Annotated in this window: 8 protein-coding genes and 2 pseudogenes; 5 read left to right on the top strand and 5 right to left on the bottom strand. The window is 43.7% G+C overall.

Features of this window, described 5'->3' with window-relative positions:
• Window positions 1-90, top strand: a 90-nt coding sequence (locus EVJ21_RS14395; protein WP_131441643.1) for an IS3 family transposase, incomplete at its 5' end; no start/stop codon positions are given.
• Window positions 91-1951: 1861 nt separating this feature from the next.
• On the opposite strand, the gene EVJ21_RS14390 is transcribed toward EVJ21_RS14395, so the two are convergent.
• Complete coding sequence (locus EVJ21_RS14390; protein ID WP_071398611.1) at window positions 1952-2995, bottom strand: Fic family protein; 1044 nt, start codon at window positions 2993-2995, stop codon at window positions 1952-1954.
• Window positions 2996-3371: 376 nt separating this feature from the next.
• Window positions 3372-3521 (bottom strand): annotated as a pseudogene (locus EVJ21_RS15605) (DNA/RNA non-specific endonuclease); the annotation flags it as partial.
• A gap of 918 nt (window positions 3522-4439) precedes the next feature.
• On the opposite strand from EVJ21_RS15605, the gene EVJ21_RS14380 reads away from it, so the two are divergent.
• Window positions 4440-5942 carry an ATP-binding protein gene (locus tag EVJ21_RS14380; protein WP_071398609.1) on the top strand — a complete coding sequence of 501 codons (1503 nt, stop codon included), beginning with the start codon at window positions 4440-4442 and terminating at the stop codon, window positions 5940-5942.
• Window positions 5943-5994: 52 nt separating this feature from the next.
• The gene (locus EVJ21_RS14375; RefSeq protein WP_071398608.1) at window positions 5995-6531 is read left to right on the top strand and encodes a GNAT family N-acetyltransferase; all 537 of its coding nucleotides are present in this window, start codon (window positions 5995-5997) and stop codon (window positions 6529-6531) included.
• A 503-nt stretch (window positions 6532-7034) separates the two neighbouring features.
• On the opposite strand, the gene EVJ21_RS14370 is transcribed toward EVJ21_RS14375, so the two are convergent.
• Both EVJ21_RS14370 and EVJ21_RS14365 read right to left on the bottom strand, forming a co-directional pair.
• Window positions 7035-7499, bottom strand: a complete 465-nt coding sequence (locus tag EVJ21_RS14370) for a GNAT family N-acetyltransferase (protein ID WP_071398607.1) — start codon at window positions 7497-7499, stop codon at window positions 7035-7037.
• Window positions 7500-7759: 260 nt separating this feature from the next.
• Window positions 7760-8140 (bottom strand): hypothetical protein, encoded by a 381-nt coding sequence (locus EVJ21_RS14365; protein WP_071398606.1) that lies wholly within the window; start codon window positions 8138-8140, stop codon window positions 7760-7762.
• A gap of 1291 nt (window positions 8141-9431) precedes the next feature.
• On the opposite strand from EVJ21_RS14365, the gene EVJ21_RS14360 reads away from it, so the two are divergent.
• Together EVJ21_RS14360 and EVJ21_RS14355 are read left to right on the top strand one after the other, a co-directional pair.
• Window positions 9432-16151 (top strand): DNRLRE domain-containing protein, encoded by a 6720-nt coding sequence (locus tag EVJ21_RS14360; RefSeq protein ID WP_071398604.1) that lies wholly within the window; start codon window positions 9432-9434, stop codon window positions 16149-16151.
• A complete protein-coding gene (locus EVJ21_RS14355; protein ID WP_236636598.1) occupies window positions 16148-16522 on the top strand; it encodes a transposase in 375 nt (124 codons plus the stop codon). Before EVJ21_RS14360 ends, EVJ21_RS14355 begins: the two co-directional genes overlap by 4 nt.
• A gap of 311 nt (window positions 16523-16833) precedes the next feature.
• Here EVJ21_RS14355 and EVJ21_RS14350 read toward each other — a convergent pair.
• Window positions 16834-18161: pseudogene (locus EVJ21_RS14350) on the bottom strand (IS3 family transposase).
• Window positions 18162-18394: the final 233 nt, after the last annotated feature.

Below are 18394 nucleotides of genomic sequence, written 5' to 3'. Positions count from 1 at the left end.
ATCGAGTACTACAATCATCGTCGCATCAAGAAACGACTAAAAAACCTGAGCCCGGTGGAATACCGGACCCAGGTTCTCGAAGTCGCCTGACAAATTATTTAGTGTCTAACTTTTTTGGTTCAGTTCAAATGGGTCACTTATTTCAAGTGTCCTTCATTCGGGGTTCAGTTCAATTTATATGTGAAGGGCATTTTTTTCTTACTTTAGTTTCTCATTTTTAATAAGTCACCCCTAGGACGAAGGGCCTCAATGCAATATATGATTCTGGGACGTTAATCCATCGCTCTAGATATGGATCATAGTAACGACCACTTTTGATTCCTTCTCTTGAATTCCATTTTTCTTCAAATAAGTAGTCTTTCTCACTTCTTAAATACATCTCTAAGCGCTCATCTGAATTTTCATGCTCGTCCAGTCCCTTTGTATCTGGTCCCAAATGTTCTTCGAGCTCCTCAGAGAGGACCATTTTTCAGGATCAACCAAGAATCTAAGACCCTCATAGAGGGAATCGAACTTGAGGAATTCTCGTCTTGTTTCAAATTCTTTGGAGTCTCGCCATTCGTATACGGTCAGCCAGCGTTGAGCGAAATCGAACAACCTGAATGTACCTTCGCTTAAGTCAGGTTCGGCCTTATCATGAGTTACGATTTGTTCTGAATCGTCTGAGTACTTGATATAGTATATGAGTTCACCCGACAGCTCTTCATTCTCTAGAAAATCAAAAAGTTTCATTTCTTTATCATTGAGTAATTCTAGCAAAGAGATTTCCTGTTCAGAATTCATCTCTCGATACATGACGACTAGGTTTTTAATGCTACAGATATTCAACTTCAGTACCTCCAATACTGTATTTTTGGATAGAATTGCGTTACTCGTGGATTCTTATTTGACACATCAGCGTACTTCTGAATACCCCTTACCATCTACATATACGTCATATTGAAAGAATGTCTCGCCTTTATTTTTCAAAAAGTTATTTGCAATCTTTGACTTTTTCCCATGAAGAGTTTTCGAAAGGGCGTTTAATATCTGTGTGTTTGTTGTATCGGGTTGGAAAAATGTCTGCGGCTTTGATTTTCCAGGACCGGACGTCCCGATCCAATATCTAAGGTCATGACGATATAACATATGCCCAAATCTCTCATTCTTTAGTATAAGCGTTTTTTTGGCGCCTGGTAATACATTTGGGAATGGGATATGGTCCTTGTTTTTGCATGTATGCTTTTGCTGCATCTAGACCTGGCTTTGTTGTTATTATTTTTTGATTTAACTTTTACCGTCTCAACTAAGTCTCCTTTAGTATCTTTGTCATCTTTAGGTTTACGGATTTGTACACGTCCCTGCTCTATAAACTTTGAAAGAGCTTTAAACAATGCACGGCGTTGCACAGATACTGTTGGTTTAGGAGCTAGGATTTCTATGGAGTCTCCGTTTGACTCTATATAAAATCCATCTACTATTGTCTCTTCTATTGTGTCATCTCATTGCCGTTCGAGTGGAACTTGAATCCATAGTCCGCCCGTTTCCCCGTCACGACCTCTTTCACCGCATTTGTTACATTGGACGTCAGTTTCGTCGTCTCGGAATTATCTAAGGGTGTATTCGAATATGAGGTGATGCATGTCCATTGGCTCATCAAGTATCGGTTCGAGGATTGGGGTGTGCCTGAAGACGGGGCATGGGAGAAGGAATGGTGATCCGGGCTCATGCGTGAGCGTCTAACGCCTTGTGGCGAAGTCGCTCATCGCACCGCTGCCCCCCTGACGGCCCGATAACAAGAGCTGCTGGCTCACCGCCGCATCTCTATGTTCCTGGCCCTTTCTGACGGGAGGCACGGAGCGTAAGAGCAACGTCAAAAGCAAGAGCGTGGGCGCGTCTAACGACACGTAAAAAACACCATTCGGCCGAATGGTGTTTTTTATATAAAAATTAATGTCACGTATTCATATAATCACTGTTTGATCCATTTCGCGCTTCGTCCAAGTCCTGATGGGGCGATGATCCCTTCATCACGTAATTCACGAAGGACACGGTTGATGGTCGCCTCACTGATGTCGGGACAGGCTTGTCGAATATCTGATTTGGTAAACGGGACAATTCTGCCTTCGACGAAGCGCCTGATTCGAACGGTCTTGTTTTGACTGCCTGACGTGACGATGCCAACGCGCTCCTCAAGCTCTTTATAGGCCGCAAGAATCACGCTCAAAAGATAGTTGATCCATGGGAACGGGTCTTGACGATTCTCATGCCAGTGAATGGATGATAGCCGAAGGGACTCATAGTAGTCCTCTTTTCGTTCTTCGACAATCTTTTCAAGACTGATATAACGGCCGACCTCGAAGCCATATTGATAGAGCATCAACAAGGTCACGAGACGGGCCATGCGGCCGTTCCCGTCATTGAACGGATGGATGGATAAAAAGTCGAGCACGAACATACCTGTCAGGATGAGCGGGTCGACGTCCTCGTTTTGACGACGCTCTTTCAGACTATCGCACAAGGCTTGGATAGCAGCGGGTGTCTCAAACGCTGGAACAGGTACGAAGCGTGTACGACGTGTACCGTCGGGGAAGGTCTCGCTAATCTCGTTGTCGACATTCTTCCATCGCCCGCCCTCAATCGGAACGAACTTGTAGAGCTCCTTATGAAGCTGGAGCAAGATGTTCGGGTTGAGCGGGATGTCCTGAGCCGACGCATGGATCAAGTTCAAGACATCCCGGTAACCGGCAATTTCCGCTTCCGAGCGGTCGGCCGGGTCCGAAGTCTTCGACATGATGGTGTGTAAGCGACTCTCTGTCACAACGATCCCCTCAATCGCATTGGAAGCCTTTGTCGATTGGATGACCGCCACGTCACGCAAGGTGTTCAGGATTTGAGGCGCCTGTTGTTTATAGAGGTCTTGTTTGCCTTTATATTCATTGATACGACCGATCAATCGTACGGTCTCCATCGGTAAGGCCAGCTCGGCCAGGTACTGATAATTATAATTGCGCATAGGAATCCCCTCATTAATCATTATAATGAATTAAACATAGTCATTTCGTTCGGATATGACTATGTTTAATCTTAGTATAACCTATTTAAACTGTATTCAAATGAATTAAACATGTTCATTTCTATAACAGATGACTATGTTTAATGATTGATGACCTATATATTAACCCCTTAGCTTTTGAAGACTGATTCGCTTTAAAATCTAAACGAGATGTTGATAAAGAGAGTCGTGAGTCTTAATAGTGAAAGACGTTTCAAAGTCAGTTGCCACCACGTATAAAGATTGCAGGACGAAGCAGGACAAAAAACGCATCCCTCGATTTCACGAGGATGCGTTTGATTAATATGACTCTATTTGATTCGTCGCATGAGCATGATTACTCTCCGACCATGCCATCTCCGTCATTGTCTTGCATATAAGGATACAACCAATGGCTGCTTCTGATTGGCATACTGAATCCAGCATCTTTGGCTTCTTGGATCGTCACTTGTCCGTTGCCGTTCGTGTCGACGCTTGAGACGTCTCCACTCTGTTCTGCGGCCACTACTGGTTCACTTTCTGTCGCGACAACAGTGTTCTGCTCGGTCTCTGTACTTGCGGCTGCAGCGGCAATCTGTTTTTTCGCTTCCGTCTGTGCAGCAGCGACTTCTTTCTCTGCCTGTTTCTCAGCGTTCGCAATGGCTTTCTTAAGCTCAGCCTCGTGTTTCTTCTGCATCTTTGTTTCTGCTTCTTTTACTTCTTGCGCCGTGACTTTATCGGCGTCCTCTAATTTCTTGGTTAAGGATGCGATTTCGGTCTTATAGTCTTTGACCACCAGCTTCATATCGTCATATTCCGCTTGAAGACTCGTAAGTTGTTCCTTCACTTCAGCGACTCCTTGCTCACACTGTTCCGCACTGATCGCGGGTTCTTCTAAGCTGAATGCCCATCCCCAGAACAATAGAAAGAAGACCGTGATCAGCACGCGTCTTGCTATCGTAAATTTTTGATGCCACCACATCAAGAAAAGTCCGACAGGGAATAAAAAGATTAGCATTAGGACGATAAACCAGGTTGATTTATAAAATTTCATATCCATTCCTCCTCCACTAGCGAGTATATAATAATCGGATACTCTTTAAAGCATAATTTTACAAATTAAGACAATAGAAAATAGTGTTTTTTAAAATTTGTCCATTTAAGAATTTCAGGTAGAAGTTCGACATTATTCGACGGAAATAATGAGTAGAGGACGCTACTAGAGATCTTATATATAAACTGTGAAGAAATTAAAACCAAGTCTACTTTCATTTTTTCGATGCAGAAAACCCCGATGCGGTATATTCATAGTCACGTATAATTGAAGAGCTATTTAACAAATAGAGGATTATAATTATGGTATGTTGGATAATTTTTCAATTATGAGTATCTTGAATTGTATATACACAAAAAAGGAGAAGTGAGGATGAAAAAGTTTGATTTAAATATTGAACAAGTCCTGGAGAACTGGGAAGTGTATCATGCGCTTCGAGAAATCATCGCAAACGCTCTAGATGAACAGACCATCACCCAGACTGAGGAGATTCAAATCAATTTGGGTAATGACGGGAAATGGCGAATTCGTGATTTCGGACGAGGGCTACAATACATACACTTCACACAGAATGAAAATCAGGAGAAGTTAAGCCATCCCAATCTAATCGGCCGATTCGGTGTAGGTCTCAAAGACGCCATGGCGACGTTCGATCGCCACGGTATCGGTGTCGAAATTTTATCGAAACACGGAAGATTTACATTAGGGAAAAGCACCAAGCATGCTTTTGAGGATGTGATGACACTCCATGCCTACATCGAAGAACCGCTTGACCCCCGCTTTGAAGGAACAGAGTTTATTCTGACAAATGTACCGAAAGATGAGGTTCAGAAGGCCAAACAACTGTTTCTCGTATTCAGTAATGAAGAAACACTCTCGGCCGTTCAATACGGTGAGATTTTAAAAAGAAGAGGCGAAACGTCAAATATTTACATCAATGGTGTGAAAGTAGCCGAAGAAGAGAACTTTTTGTTCTCCTATAATATTACGTCGTTAACGAAGGCAATGAAAAAAGAACTGAACCGGGAACGTACCAATGTCGGGAGAACTGCTTATTCGACGAGGGTCAAACAAATTCTTTTAGAGAACCAAGAACCGCATACGACCAAAATGCTTGTTGAGTCATTAAATCGATTTACTGCAGGTGAGATGCCCGTCGAACTATCCTGGAAAGATGTAGCCATCCATTCGTGTAAGATTTTGAATGCGCGTGAAGATGTCATTTTCATGACCCCTTCTGAAGCCATGCATCATTCTTCGATTGCTGATGATGTGAGTGGGTATGATTATCGCATCGTGACCATTCCTGATAATTTGAGCAGTGCTTTGGCCAATACAAAAGATATTACAGGGAATCCGATTCGAGATATACGTACCTTTGTGGAAGAGATGCGTGAGAATTTAACGTATGAAGTGATCCCATTAGAGATGTTAAGTGAGGAAGAGCGATCAATTTGGAACATGAAAGAACATATTTTAGGGCTCATCGGAAACTTGCCGCCTCATGTAACTGACGTGAAATTAGTAGACAGGATTCATTTTGCATTTGATCGGAATGAGACACTTGGACTGTGGCAAAGCGATAGTGGGACGATTTTGATTGCACGGTCTCAGTTAAGATCGTTAGAGGCTTTTGCAGGTACACTTCTTCATGAAAGAGCCCATGCTAGTAGTGGGAGACCGGATGTAGATCGTGGGTTCGAATTTGAATTGACGGATTACATTGGAAAACTGACGTCGATGCTACTGCAGCAAAAATCAGTAGGCCACAATCAAATTGAACTTAGTGTGACTAGCACGTCATCTAGAGAGTTAGAACGCAAACCATCATCGCCTGGTTTCTTTAAACGACTCTTCGGTAGCGTAAAAAGATAGAAATAAAACAAGTAATATTTAAGGAAACACTGACTTTTAGGGGGGAATGGCTATGAATTTAATCAGTGACAGAATTTATCTACGTTTGTTAAAAGAATCAGATGCACAGATTTTTTTAAATGCCACTCAAGATCAAGAAATTAGATATATGACTGGGACAAAGTGTTCATTCACTCTCGAGCAAATTCACAAGCACATCAGTAACATAAAAAAAGATACATCACGTTATGATTTTGCTGTTTGTCTCAATGGAACCAATCAGATGATTGGGGAGTTATCGATTTTTGATATAGACGAGGAAAATCGAAAAGCAGGCTTTAGAATCTCGATGGCTGCTACTGGTCTAACAGGAAAAGGATTCGGTTCAGAAGCAACTCGACTGGTTTTAAAATTTGTTTTTAAGGAACTTAGACTGAATCGGTTACAGTTAGAAGTATTTAGTCATAATTTACGAGCCATCAGAGCCTATGAGAAGGCTGGTTTTATCAGAGAAGGTGTTTTAAGAGAGGCATTGTTCTACGATGATGTTTATTCAGATGAGATTATCATGTCAATTATCGAAAGCGACTATATGAAACAAACCGAATAAAGTCGCTAATCTAAGCAATTTATACGTCAAATGTGCAAGATAAAATGTATATTTTTTTGATCAATCGTTCTTATGGAATCACCAAAAGTAGACGTGACGTCAACTTTATAATCTGATATCCGACAAAAGTTACATGCGATACCAAAAGGCTTTTAGAGGTATAAGCTATTCTAGAGAGTTTGAAAAAAAGGTACTAGAACATTTCTTGAAACACAGATTGGTATATACGACATCGGATGTTCCCATACCAGCTTGATTATTTTATGTTCGAAGGGGAGCGGATTCCCTTCAACAAAGATTTCGCTGGGAGAAACGAACAGATCATCCACGCGTTGATCGAGAAGATTCGGCTCGATAAAGTGCACGGAAGACGAAACTAAACACGAAAAGACATTCTCTTAAGGGTGGAGAATGTCTTTTTATGAAGGGGTTGTTGTTTTAATTTTCGATTATGATCATTGTTCGATCATCTTTTATCGAATGGCTATATTTAAACTTAAAAGTTAGATACAAGTGATTTTGAATACGTCAATTTCTTCCCCTGAATCTAATCTCACAGTTTCGACATGAGCCCAACCTCTTTTTTTGTAATAGACAGATGCATGTTCCGTTCTTAAATAAAGTTCAGGGAATCCCAACTCTTTGACCACATCAAGAGTTCGCGCAATTAATTTCTGACCTATCCCCCGGTTACGACACTCTGGCTTCGTGTATAGGGACGCAAGCCAAGGTCCATACATTTCTCTACTCTTTAGATCGTTTTCAAATATTGAAACCGTTCCTAAGCAATGCTCATTCTCCAAGGCGATAAGGGTGATAGGGAATGCGTGAGTACCCGTATTTGAAAAGTGATTGCGTACATCATCATATCGCATGATGCTTCCGGTATTTATTACGAATTCTTCATAGATTATCTCAGAAACTTCTTTTATTTTGTCAGGATGGTTTGATAGGAAATCAATTTTCATTAAGACGCTCCTTATTTATACATTCTCTAGACTTAAATCATCTCTCTTTGACTCGTCAGTGCTCGCTTCAGTCGTCGCGACTACCGTCTCGGTTTGTGGAGCAGTTTCTTCCACTTTCTCATTCGTGGAAGACTGGTACATCCGGCTATCAGTAGTACGACTAGAGATAGGACTAAATAAGTGAATTTCATTTTCTACTCTTTCGTACATAGTATGTATAGGCGTATATACTTAGATAGATCTACATACACATCAATCAATTATATCCGCTGCATCCTCACAATGCGCCAATTCTTCAAGTTTTGGGCTTCCATGTGGTTTGTGACCCGTTCAATCATTCTCATTTTTTCGGTCCGAGAAAAATTGAAAGCATCTTCCGGGAGTTCCAACTCGACCTCGAGCGTGACTTTGACTTTCTTTTTTCGTTTGTTGAATCGACGAAGCAGGTAATGCTCAAGTTGATCGATGACTTCCGCGTCATAGATGCCATCAGAGGACTTCAAAGCGATGTTCAACCAAGGATTGAGTCGATCGATGTACGCTTCAAGTTCTTGGGGTGTCGTATTTAAGTATGTCCAAAGGTGATCAAATCGCAGTGTTTCCGTCTTGTAAAACAGTCTAATCCACTCTTGAAGATTCATGAGATAACTCCTTTTTTGATTTAAGTGTATCTCGTGTTATGGATGGCAAACAGTGACGAGTTTATGTACAAATCGAATACTGTTCTTGAAAACCTTAGAAGGTGTTGCACACGAAAGTTCGTCGACCAAATCTGTCAAAAACGTTCTTTGTTTTGGAATTTCATTTCATCTATTGCTTCTTTTTTAGATCCAGGTCAGTGGTAAATCGATAGCTGCTTCCCGCATATATCAACGTCTCACTGAAAATCATCCCGTTCATGATAGTGCGATATGGCATGGAGGAGCACGACGTATGTGTCTATAGATGGTGTGTCGCCTCCGACCGACTCTCTCCATCCTTATAGATCGGACTAGTTGATGTATCTTGTTTATTGTCATTCGTTTGTGCTTTTTTGAACTCATTCTATCAAATGAAAAAATCAATGCGCATCGCTTTTCTTAAAAAAGGACTCTCTTTTCATCGTTTCTACTAGATGTGAGCCCCAAGTTAGTGTTTAAAGTACTCAATAGTATGTTGAGTACTTTTTTATGGTTTTAAAATTTCTTAAGTGTGGCAGATAGTTTCTCTATTTCATAAATAAACGCGGTTATATTGAAACAATAATACAAAAATATTTCAAGATTACATTTTCATTATATTTTCATTGTCGAATATGTAATTTCCTATTCCCTATTTTTCTAATTTTGTGTAAGATTCATGATGTCATGTTGTCTTTTTCATAACATTTAATGAAAAATATGGAGGTTATGTATGTATAAGTTAAGTCATAAAATGTTGTCATGGTTCTTAGTCGTGACACTTGTATTATCTTCTTTCCCAATGGGAGAAGGAGTAAAGGCTGAAGAAAATGAAAGAAAAGCGTCTACTTCATCGACTAATGAGGAACAGAATGCTGAACTGGTTGCACCTGATTCCGAGCCGGATTACCTGCCTGTAGAAGACATTACAGGAGATCATGTGGTCGTGACGGAAGGGAATGAGCCTGGTACATATGAGCTCACCGCCTATGATGACACGGTGAAAATTAAAAATGCCGATGGGGAAATCGTACCTGTGGATGCAACGTTGGAATCGACTCAGGGAGGTTTTTCACCGAAGTCTACAAATCTCCCGGTAAGTTTTGACCGAGCATTACGGTCGGAAACACCATTTTTAGAAGTTGGGGAAGACTCTACAAGTATTGCTTTCACGTTAAAAGGACTCCAGTACGAGGAGGGTCTAGTAGCGCCCAAGGAGACTCAGACCCTCGTCCGTGAAAATCAGGTTTGGCATCGAAATGTGTTTCCGAATGTGGACTTGCGTCACATCGCATTGAACGATGAAGTAAAGGAAGACTTGATTTTTAATCAGTCTGCTCAATTACCGAAAGAAATCATTTATGAATTCAATACATCATTGAAACCTGTACTAAAGGATAACCAGATTCTTTTTTACGAAGAGGATGCCCTTGTCATCACGATGCCTGTCCCTGAAATGCAGGACAGTGCAATCGATGAGAAATCAGGACTTCCCGCTCGCTCTTTTGATATCGCATATGAACTCACGGAAGTGAATGGCACTTCATATGAACTTAAAATCGTGCCTGATCAAGAGTGGTTGAATGATCCAGCGCGAGTCTATCCGATTTATGTCGATCCGACACTAGCTCGTGACGCGACCCTCGATACGTTTGTATCAAGCAAGAACCCGACCACGAACATGAACAAGTTTTGGAGCTCGTCTCGTGGCGAGTACGTGTTATGGGTTGGCTATTATGATACTACTACAGGTACAAACTATGGACTCATTAAATTCCCTGCCCTTACGGATTTGAGAGGTGCCACTGTTAGTTCGGCAGAAGTGAATTCATATGTCACATGGAGTTATTATGGAACTCAACAAAATGGACTGTGGCTCGATCGCGTGAATGCGAACTGGTCTGAGACAGGCGTCACCTGGAACACACGCCCCTCATCGACGAATCTTGGTTCAACGAATGTCGCACGCAATCAATGGGCGAACTTTGATGTGACATCTTTCGTTTCTCAGGTGGCTGCTGGAAGCCGAACAGATTATGGGTTCAAGTTCCATACGAACGGTAACGGGACGACACATTGGAAACAAATTACAGCCTCTGAAACTGGGACAAACCGTACTCGATTGAACGTCACGTACAGTTATCCGAAGATGGCCTCGATCTCCACAGAAGGCTTCTTGACGACCCCGACTTCATCTACTGGTCATGTCAATGTATCGTGGCCAGCGATGGCTGGGGCGACAGGATACCGCCTACAGATGTTTGATGGGAAAGGTTGGCAGACAGTTTACAACGGGACAGCCCGATCTTATACAACAAAAGATAAAGGGATGTTCCCAAAGACTACTCAGTACGGAACGAAAGAATCATCAACTGGTGGGATCAAGTTCCGCAACGGCGACGGACAGGAACTTCCAGTCGATCCATCTACCTTCTTTAATAGTAGTAGCGGAACGACAACGAACACGTTATCATACCAATTCCGTGTCATCGCAGACTACAAGTTGGGTAGTGGCTCAGCTTCATCGACGGCTAAACGTTCGTTGCAAGAACTGATTCCAGACGTGCCGACGAATCTAGCAGTTACTGCCGGGGATACGACAGCTGACGATCGTGGACAATTTGCATTGAGCTGGGATGAGTCAGAGCATGCAACAAGCTATGATGTCTACGTGTTTAACGGTTTCGCCTACGAGTTGATTGATAATGTCACCACAACGAGCTGGAGCCCGAACGGAAAACGTCTCTTCCCTACGACGGCGCAAATCAATGCCATGCCAGTCAATACACGGACAGCATTCCGCAAAGGTGATGGACAAGATTTCCCTGGCGACCCTCGCCCGTTGTATCGAAAGAACAACCCGGACCGAACAACCTATCATAATATCCTCCACTATTACTTCCGCGTCTACGCGAAATCGTCGAAAGGCCAGAGTGCCGGATCTGACGTCCGTACGTTCAACGTACCGGCAACCCGGGTGACGACGGAAGGCGTTGGCTATTCGGATAACCGGAAGACCAACACCGGTTTCTTGTTCACTAGCTGGCAACCCGTTCCTGGTGCTGCAGGATATAACGTGTATTTGTATAACGGAAAAGAGTATGACTTGGTCGAGACCGTCCCGAGTGACGTGACCACGTGGCATTCTCGAAACAAGAAATTATGGCCACTTGCCGGTCAGTCTTACAAATTGAACAATAACGGAGTTGTCGGGCAAGGAGGAGAACTCCCTGTCGATCCAAGCTCGAACTATGTCTTGTCAGGCGGGAAGTATGGGAAGCATACCAACTATTGGATCCGTGTGACCGCTCATCGTCGCGCGGTCCAGCCAGCTGTATTATTGGCATCGAACTTTGTCGCCGAAGGGAACTTGAATCGGAGCCTCCCGACGACACCACGTATCTTAAAGGTAGATGAGCCGGATCTTGGTACAGAAGAGTTTTATCCAATGCTTGATACCTCGATTGGCTCGTTCAACGTCATGAAAGAAAATCAGTTCTTGGAAGAGACGGATGAAGTGCTTCCGGGACGAGGGCCGGCTGTTGAAGCGAGTCGCTACTTTAACTCGAAGTCGATCCGATTCGGCATGTTCGGGCTTGGATGGAGCAGCGGGTTGGAACGACGACTCGAGATTCCGACAGAAGACAAACCGAAAGTCATTCGCTATATCGATGCTGACGGCAGCGGTCACTTGTTCCTCCGTACGTTTGTTCAAGAGAATGGAAAGACGGTCGAGAAACTTCTGCCGCCGACCGGAATCGATTATGAGTTCAGCATTGAGAACAACGGTTCACAATATGTCATTCAAACGAGTGATGGTCATCGTGAAATCTACAATCAAACTGGCCAACTAGTCGGGATGGAATATGACGCGAAAGAGAACGGGAAAAAGAATAACGTCCGTTTCGACTATTCAGATGTACAAGGTGTTAAACGTTTAACAACCATCTATGCGGCGAGTGACACGGGCACGACCTCACCGAACCGCCTTACCTTTACCTATAATGACAAAGGCTGGGTCGAGGCGATGACAGCGACCGCGTCTTCGGATGAGAAAGTTGACTCGCGCACGTATCGATACACATACGATGCTTGGGATCGTTTGACATCTGTTGATAGCTTTAGAGGGTCAACCCCGATTGAGACATACGGTTACGCCTATACGGAGAGTGTCAACACGATTGAAGAGACGGGCGAGGTCGCGGAGCGTCCAGATTTCCCATCTTCAATCAATCGCTTGATTTTGCCGGGCCATACCTCAGCCGAACCAAATGAAATTGTCGGTGAATTCGATAATGCGATCCCATCGATTGTCCAAGAGGTAGATGGTACACGCAATGCCTATGAGAAGACGTCGGGTGATTCAAAAGAGCGCATGGTCTACAAAGTTGCGACCGTCGATTCAAAAGATGATCAAGTCATGACACCGATTGTCTACACATTTAATGATGTGGGCCATTTGATTGAAGAGGCAGAAGGCGATGAGAAAACAATTTATGAGTGGAAAGACCATCGAATCATAAGCGTTAAAAATCCGGACGGTTCTGTCGAATCGACCACGTACGATGATCGGGATACGGCTGACGTCGACAAGACGACGGAGTTAGACGGAAATGTACTCGTAGAGAAAGATGCCACGTCGATCACGACCTATGAATACGCTGAGAATGGGGACGACCTCCTCCGAATCGAAGATGAGTTCGGTTTGGCCGAAGAAGTGGCCTTGAACGAGGATCGTGAAGAAATCGTCGATCATGAGGAACCAGAGGAACGAATTGGGTTCACAGAGTATGACAATCGCGGAAACGTCACGCGAACAGGTGTGGGATTAACGCCAGGCGTCAATCTGTATCCAAACGGTAGCTTTGAAGTAACGGAGACGGTGACTCCAGGAGTGCTTGTGGATGGCGGTCGTAATGGTAAAGCGCTTCAGTTGAACAACGCGACGTTCACAAGAGAAGTCAACATTAAAACTGGTCACCCGTATAACTTGGGTATCGATATGAAGACATCAGGCACGTCGAAAGGAAGTGTCACGCTCACGCTCTTGAATAGCTCGAATGTCGTAACTGAAACTTATACGATTCGTCCAATGGGCAATTTAGGGGAATGGACAAGACGATTCGTCGAGTTCACAGCAAAAAATGGGGCCGTCAAAGCTCGAATCAACATTATCTCTGAGAATGGATCGACCTTGTTTGACGAGGTGCAACTCGACACTGCGAAACAAGGGCATGCCGTCTCGGCCTCGGCGTTCAACCATGTCGAACAGGGCGGATTCGATGGCCTCAACAAATGGCAGTTGGTGAAGGCTACAGCAAGCTCGACAGGTTATATGAGTGAGAGTGGCTTGAACCTTCAACCTGATGGAACGGCGAAACAAACCATTTTTGTTAACCAATCGATAGCAAAACCGTTCTATGTGAGTGCCTTGGCACAAAAGGCTTCGAAAACAGATTCACTGAACGTGGTGGCGACATATGAGGACGGAACGACGGTACAGAAGACAGCCGCATTCCATGCCTTAGACTATACTGGAAAAGACAACGACGCGACATGGCAACGTCAAACCATCCAATTGACCTCAGATGAGAACAAGAAGCTCGTGAAAATCGAACTCACTATTAAGAATAACTCGACTAGCACCATTCTTATCGATGCGGTCAGAGCGTCAATCGGACGAGTCGTGTCTGACTCGACATATGACAAGCAAGGAAACCACGTCTTAAAAGACGCCGGGCTGACGAAACTTCCAGTGACCAATACGGTCGACGCGTTCGGGAATGTCTTAACCGTCGGTCAAGGGAATCGCACACGGACGAACACCTATGATCTATTAGGGCGTTTGAAGACGACAACCGCAGAGAACGGGACTGTCATTTCCTATGATTACAATAAAAAAGGTGAGGTCACACAAAAGGTATTTGATGGGACACTCACTAAATATGGATATTTGAAAGGTCGTATCACTTCGGTCATTCGTCCAGGGGGGCAGAAGTATGCGTATGAATATGCGCCTCACACTGGTAACTTAATAAAAACGCTTCTCCCTTCAGGGAACAGCCTATCTAAAATTTACGACGACGAAGGGAATATCATTGAACTGCAAGAGACAACAAAGGTAGAGAGTACTGATCCGACAAGTGAGACGGGAACGGAAGAAAGTATTAAAACGACGAGCCGATTCAAGTATGCATATGATTCATCTTCTGGTGACATCCTCTCGGTTCAAATGGGAAATGATAGCTCGAAACAGAAGAAGTACGAATATGACCCAGGTGACGAAGAAAATGACGAAATTGGTAAAGGACGTCTGTTGAACCTGACGGATTACCATGGAGTGCTCCAGACATGGGATTACGAAGATGTGAATGGTGTCGGGACAGAGCTTCCACTCTCAATGACGTTAGCGGGAACGAAGCGTGACTTCACCTATGACATCGCCAAACGGAACCATGGGGTAACTGTCGATAGTCAACATTGGGCTTTCCGCCATAATGAGGATGGTAAGACGACGCAGATTACCATGCCAGGACAAGCCGGTGAGTCGCTCGTCGAGTTCGATGAGACTGGTGCCGTATCAGCATGGTCCGCCTCTGCTGGTGACAAACAGATTGCATTTGAGCGTTATAGTTACGACCAATATGGCAACCTGTCAAGTTTAAAGAAAGATGGACAAACTGCGAGTTACTCCTATGACGCGATGGATCAATTGGTCGAAGAGAAGACACTAGACGGACAGACGATCAATTACACATACGACAAACGTGGAAATCGCACACACATCAACAACCAAGTTGTAGCTAAATTTGATGAATCCAACCGGATGACCGAGTTCGAGAGTCAAGCCATTACGTATGATGCAGACGGGAACCGGATCAATGACGGACGTCTGAAATATTCATGGGACGGTCTAGGGAAACTGACGGCGATTGAAGAAGTCAACGGCACAAAGAAATGGCAGTTCATGTATGACGAACAAGGGCGCCGTATCCAGAAGACGGGGCCGAACGGCACGATTCGCTTCCATTACGATGGAGACTCGAACCGACTGATGGCCGAGACAGATACGGCCGGCAAACCAATCCGAGAGTACGTCTATAACGCTGACCATATCCTTGTCGGACTAAAAACAAACGGAATCTGGTACAGTTATCAACGGAACTATCGTGGGGATATTGTAGCGATCACAGACACTTCAGGTAATGTTGCTGCCGAGTACACCTATGATACATGGGGCAAACCGCTTACGACGAACATCACCGATTCGAAGCTTACAGGTCAACCGCTTCGTTATGCGTCGTACTATTATGATGAAGATTTAACGATTTACTACTTGATGGCACGCTACTATCATCCAGAACAGGCCGTCTTCCTATCCATCGATCCAGAACTTGATGCCGATGAGACCGTCTCGATGGCAAATGGCTATTCGTATGCGGACAATAATCCGGTCCTAAAAGTCGATCCAGATGGAACGTGGGCTTGGGTAGCAGTTAAGGCTGGCTATGGAGCCTATACTGGTTATCAAACCGCTAAGTCTCGCGGATACACCGGTTGGAAAAAATGGGGGTACACTGCTTATAGTGCCGTGAGTAGCGCAGTTGGATTTGGTAGATTTGTTAAGTATGGTAAATCCTTATATTCCTCTAGAAAATATCAAGTGGGTTCCTATAACTCTCTAAAGGGAAGAGGAAAAGAAGGATTAGATGCTCATCATGTAGGTCAAAAAGTCTTAATGAATAGACTTGTTAAAAATTACCACCCTGGAAAGGCTCCAGCTATAAGTGTACCAAGTGTAGGTCATACTACTAGAAAAAAAGGTTTTGGAACTGTATCTAAATCAACGAAAGGAATAAATAATGCAAGAAGTTTATTGGCTAGAGACATCAGAGAATTAAGAAGGGTATATAGAGATATACCTAATGCGCAGTTACGAAAACTTATTCGCTTAAATAAAAAAATGTATCCAGAAATGAGGAGAAAAAGATGAACGAAATAAATGAAAAGTTTGTAAAATCAATTTATAAAACAATAGTTGAAGGTAACATAGTATCCTATAAAGATATGTATGAAGAGGAACTTGATTATTCAAAATTAAAAAAATCAGAAATGAATATTTATTGGAAGAAACAAGATGAGTTTTATAAAAGTTTAAGCGCTGAACAAAAGGAAATTATTTTTTCCATGTTGAAAGTAGTCATGGTTGATACAATTTCCCATGTGTTCGGAATTATCGACGGAAGTTCAGGACTAGTTGATTTTGAAGTAGAACCTAAACTACTATTAGATTCTGTAGATTCAGAAGGTTATTTACAAGACTTATTTTTAGGATATATTGAAGATGAAAATCTACTTCCATAATTTAAAAGTTAATTTTCACTGCTAGTAAATCTGTTAGCGAATCAATTCACTTTCTTCGAATTGATTCGCTTTTTTGTATCTAATAATATTTATGCTCTTGAATCAGAATGATATTCAAAAAAATATATAAGCATAATTAATTTTATTCCTTACAATGGCCGTGGATACAAATAATACTCACTTAGGAAAGATGACGTTAGATGAAATATTCTCTGATGACAATGTAGAAATTTACAAAAAAAAGAATCATGTAAAACTTATTCTGAACTGAGCCCCGTAAAATGGACAGTTTAATAAAAAGCCCGTATGTCCTATGCGGCGATTAGATGGCCCCGATATTGTTCCGGGGTCATCTTTTTTAGGTTCCACTGACCGCGTTCGCAGTTGTAATAGTTTATGTAGTCCCCGACCATTTCTCTGACCTGCTCGATTGATCCACACGATCGGTTGGTGACATAGTCCTTCAAATGGCCAAAGAATGATTCAATTGGTGCGTTGTCGAGACAGTTGCCTCGACGTGACATGGACTGGACCAGTCCAAGGCTGCGAACGAGTTGTTGGTAGTCCGGATGTGTATAGTGGAAGCCTTGATCCGAATGGATCATCGCCTCGGGATGCAGATTCCCTTGGAGGTGATCTTCAAGTTTTTCCATCGTCTGAAAGACGAGGTCCATGTGAAGGCTTGCGGACAGCTTGTGCGCCACGATCTCACGCGTGGCCACGTCCTTCACGCATGACAGATAGACGTTCTCGCCGGAGGCGATCGGGAGGTAGGTGATGTCGGTCACGAACACCTTTCCAGGCTCGCTCTGTCGGAACTGACGGTTCAACAGATTCGGCACGACGCGATGCTCGTGCGTCGCCTGAGAGAGCTTCCGATAAGGATTCATCCTCCGGATTTTGGTGACGATGTTATACTTGCGCATCAGTCGGAGAATCCGTTTGTGGTTGATCCGGACGCCGAGTGTCGCGAGCACCTCCATGTACAGCCCCCGATAACCGACTTTACCTTTATGGCTGTCGTGGATTTGCTTGAGGAGTGTCGCGTCTAGGTAATCACGCTCTTCCCGGAGGGACTCCGCCTCGGCACGGTTCAACCAGGCGTAATAGCCACTCCGGCTCACGCCGGCGATCTCACATAGTGGGCGGACGAGGTACTTCAGCTATGCGATGCGGATGACGGTGTTGATGGCCTGATATTTCGCTGCTGGTGTCAGTTCGTATGTTTCGCCTGCCCTTCTAACTTCTCTAGCTTTTTTAAGAGTTCATTCTCTGCCGTCAGGTACTTGATTCTTGCCTCTGCCTTCGCTAACCGTCTCTCCATCGACTCGTCTGTTTTCGGGCGTCCACCTCCCAGAGCCTTTCCACGTTTGTCGTTCAGGAGACCGTCTTCCCCGTCTTTTCGATATGTTCGGCGCCATCGTTCCAACGCGGACTTCGCCTTCCTGTTCCCAATTACCGTCAGGTCGAATCCAGCCTCCGTGAAGATCTGCCGGGGTCCCTTGCCGTCCATGTTTTCAAGCACGGCCTTTATTTTGAATTCACCGGTGTATTGGATCGAGCGTTCTGAAACCGACGAAACGTTCGGGTTCGACTCAAGCTGATCAATTTGATGGATATTGAAAATGATTTTGCTCATGGTTGTTTCTCCCGTCTAAATGAATAGGTTCATTATAGCGATTCGTGCGTATACGAAAAACCCCGAATGGGTCACTTATTTCAAGTGTCCTTCATTCGGGGTTCAGTTCATTCGGGAAGATGAGGACATTATTCTTACAGTAGATTTGAAAAAAAGAAATGGTTTAGAAAGTGTGACGTCACGAAAATATAACAAAAATCTAACAAAAGAAGAAACGAGAGACTTAATTAAAG

It is taken from the genome of Exiguobacterium sp. SH0S2 (assembly GCF_004337185.1).
Taxonomy (GTDB): domain Bacteria; phylum Bacillota; class Bacilli; order Exiguobacteriales; family Exiguobacteriaceae; genus Exiguobacterium; species Exiguobacterium aurantiacum_A.
Note: the sequence above shows the minus strand (reverse complement) of the source record. Positions and strands in the feature narration are given on the sequence as shown.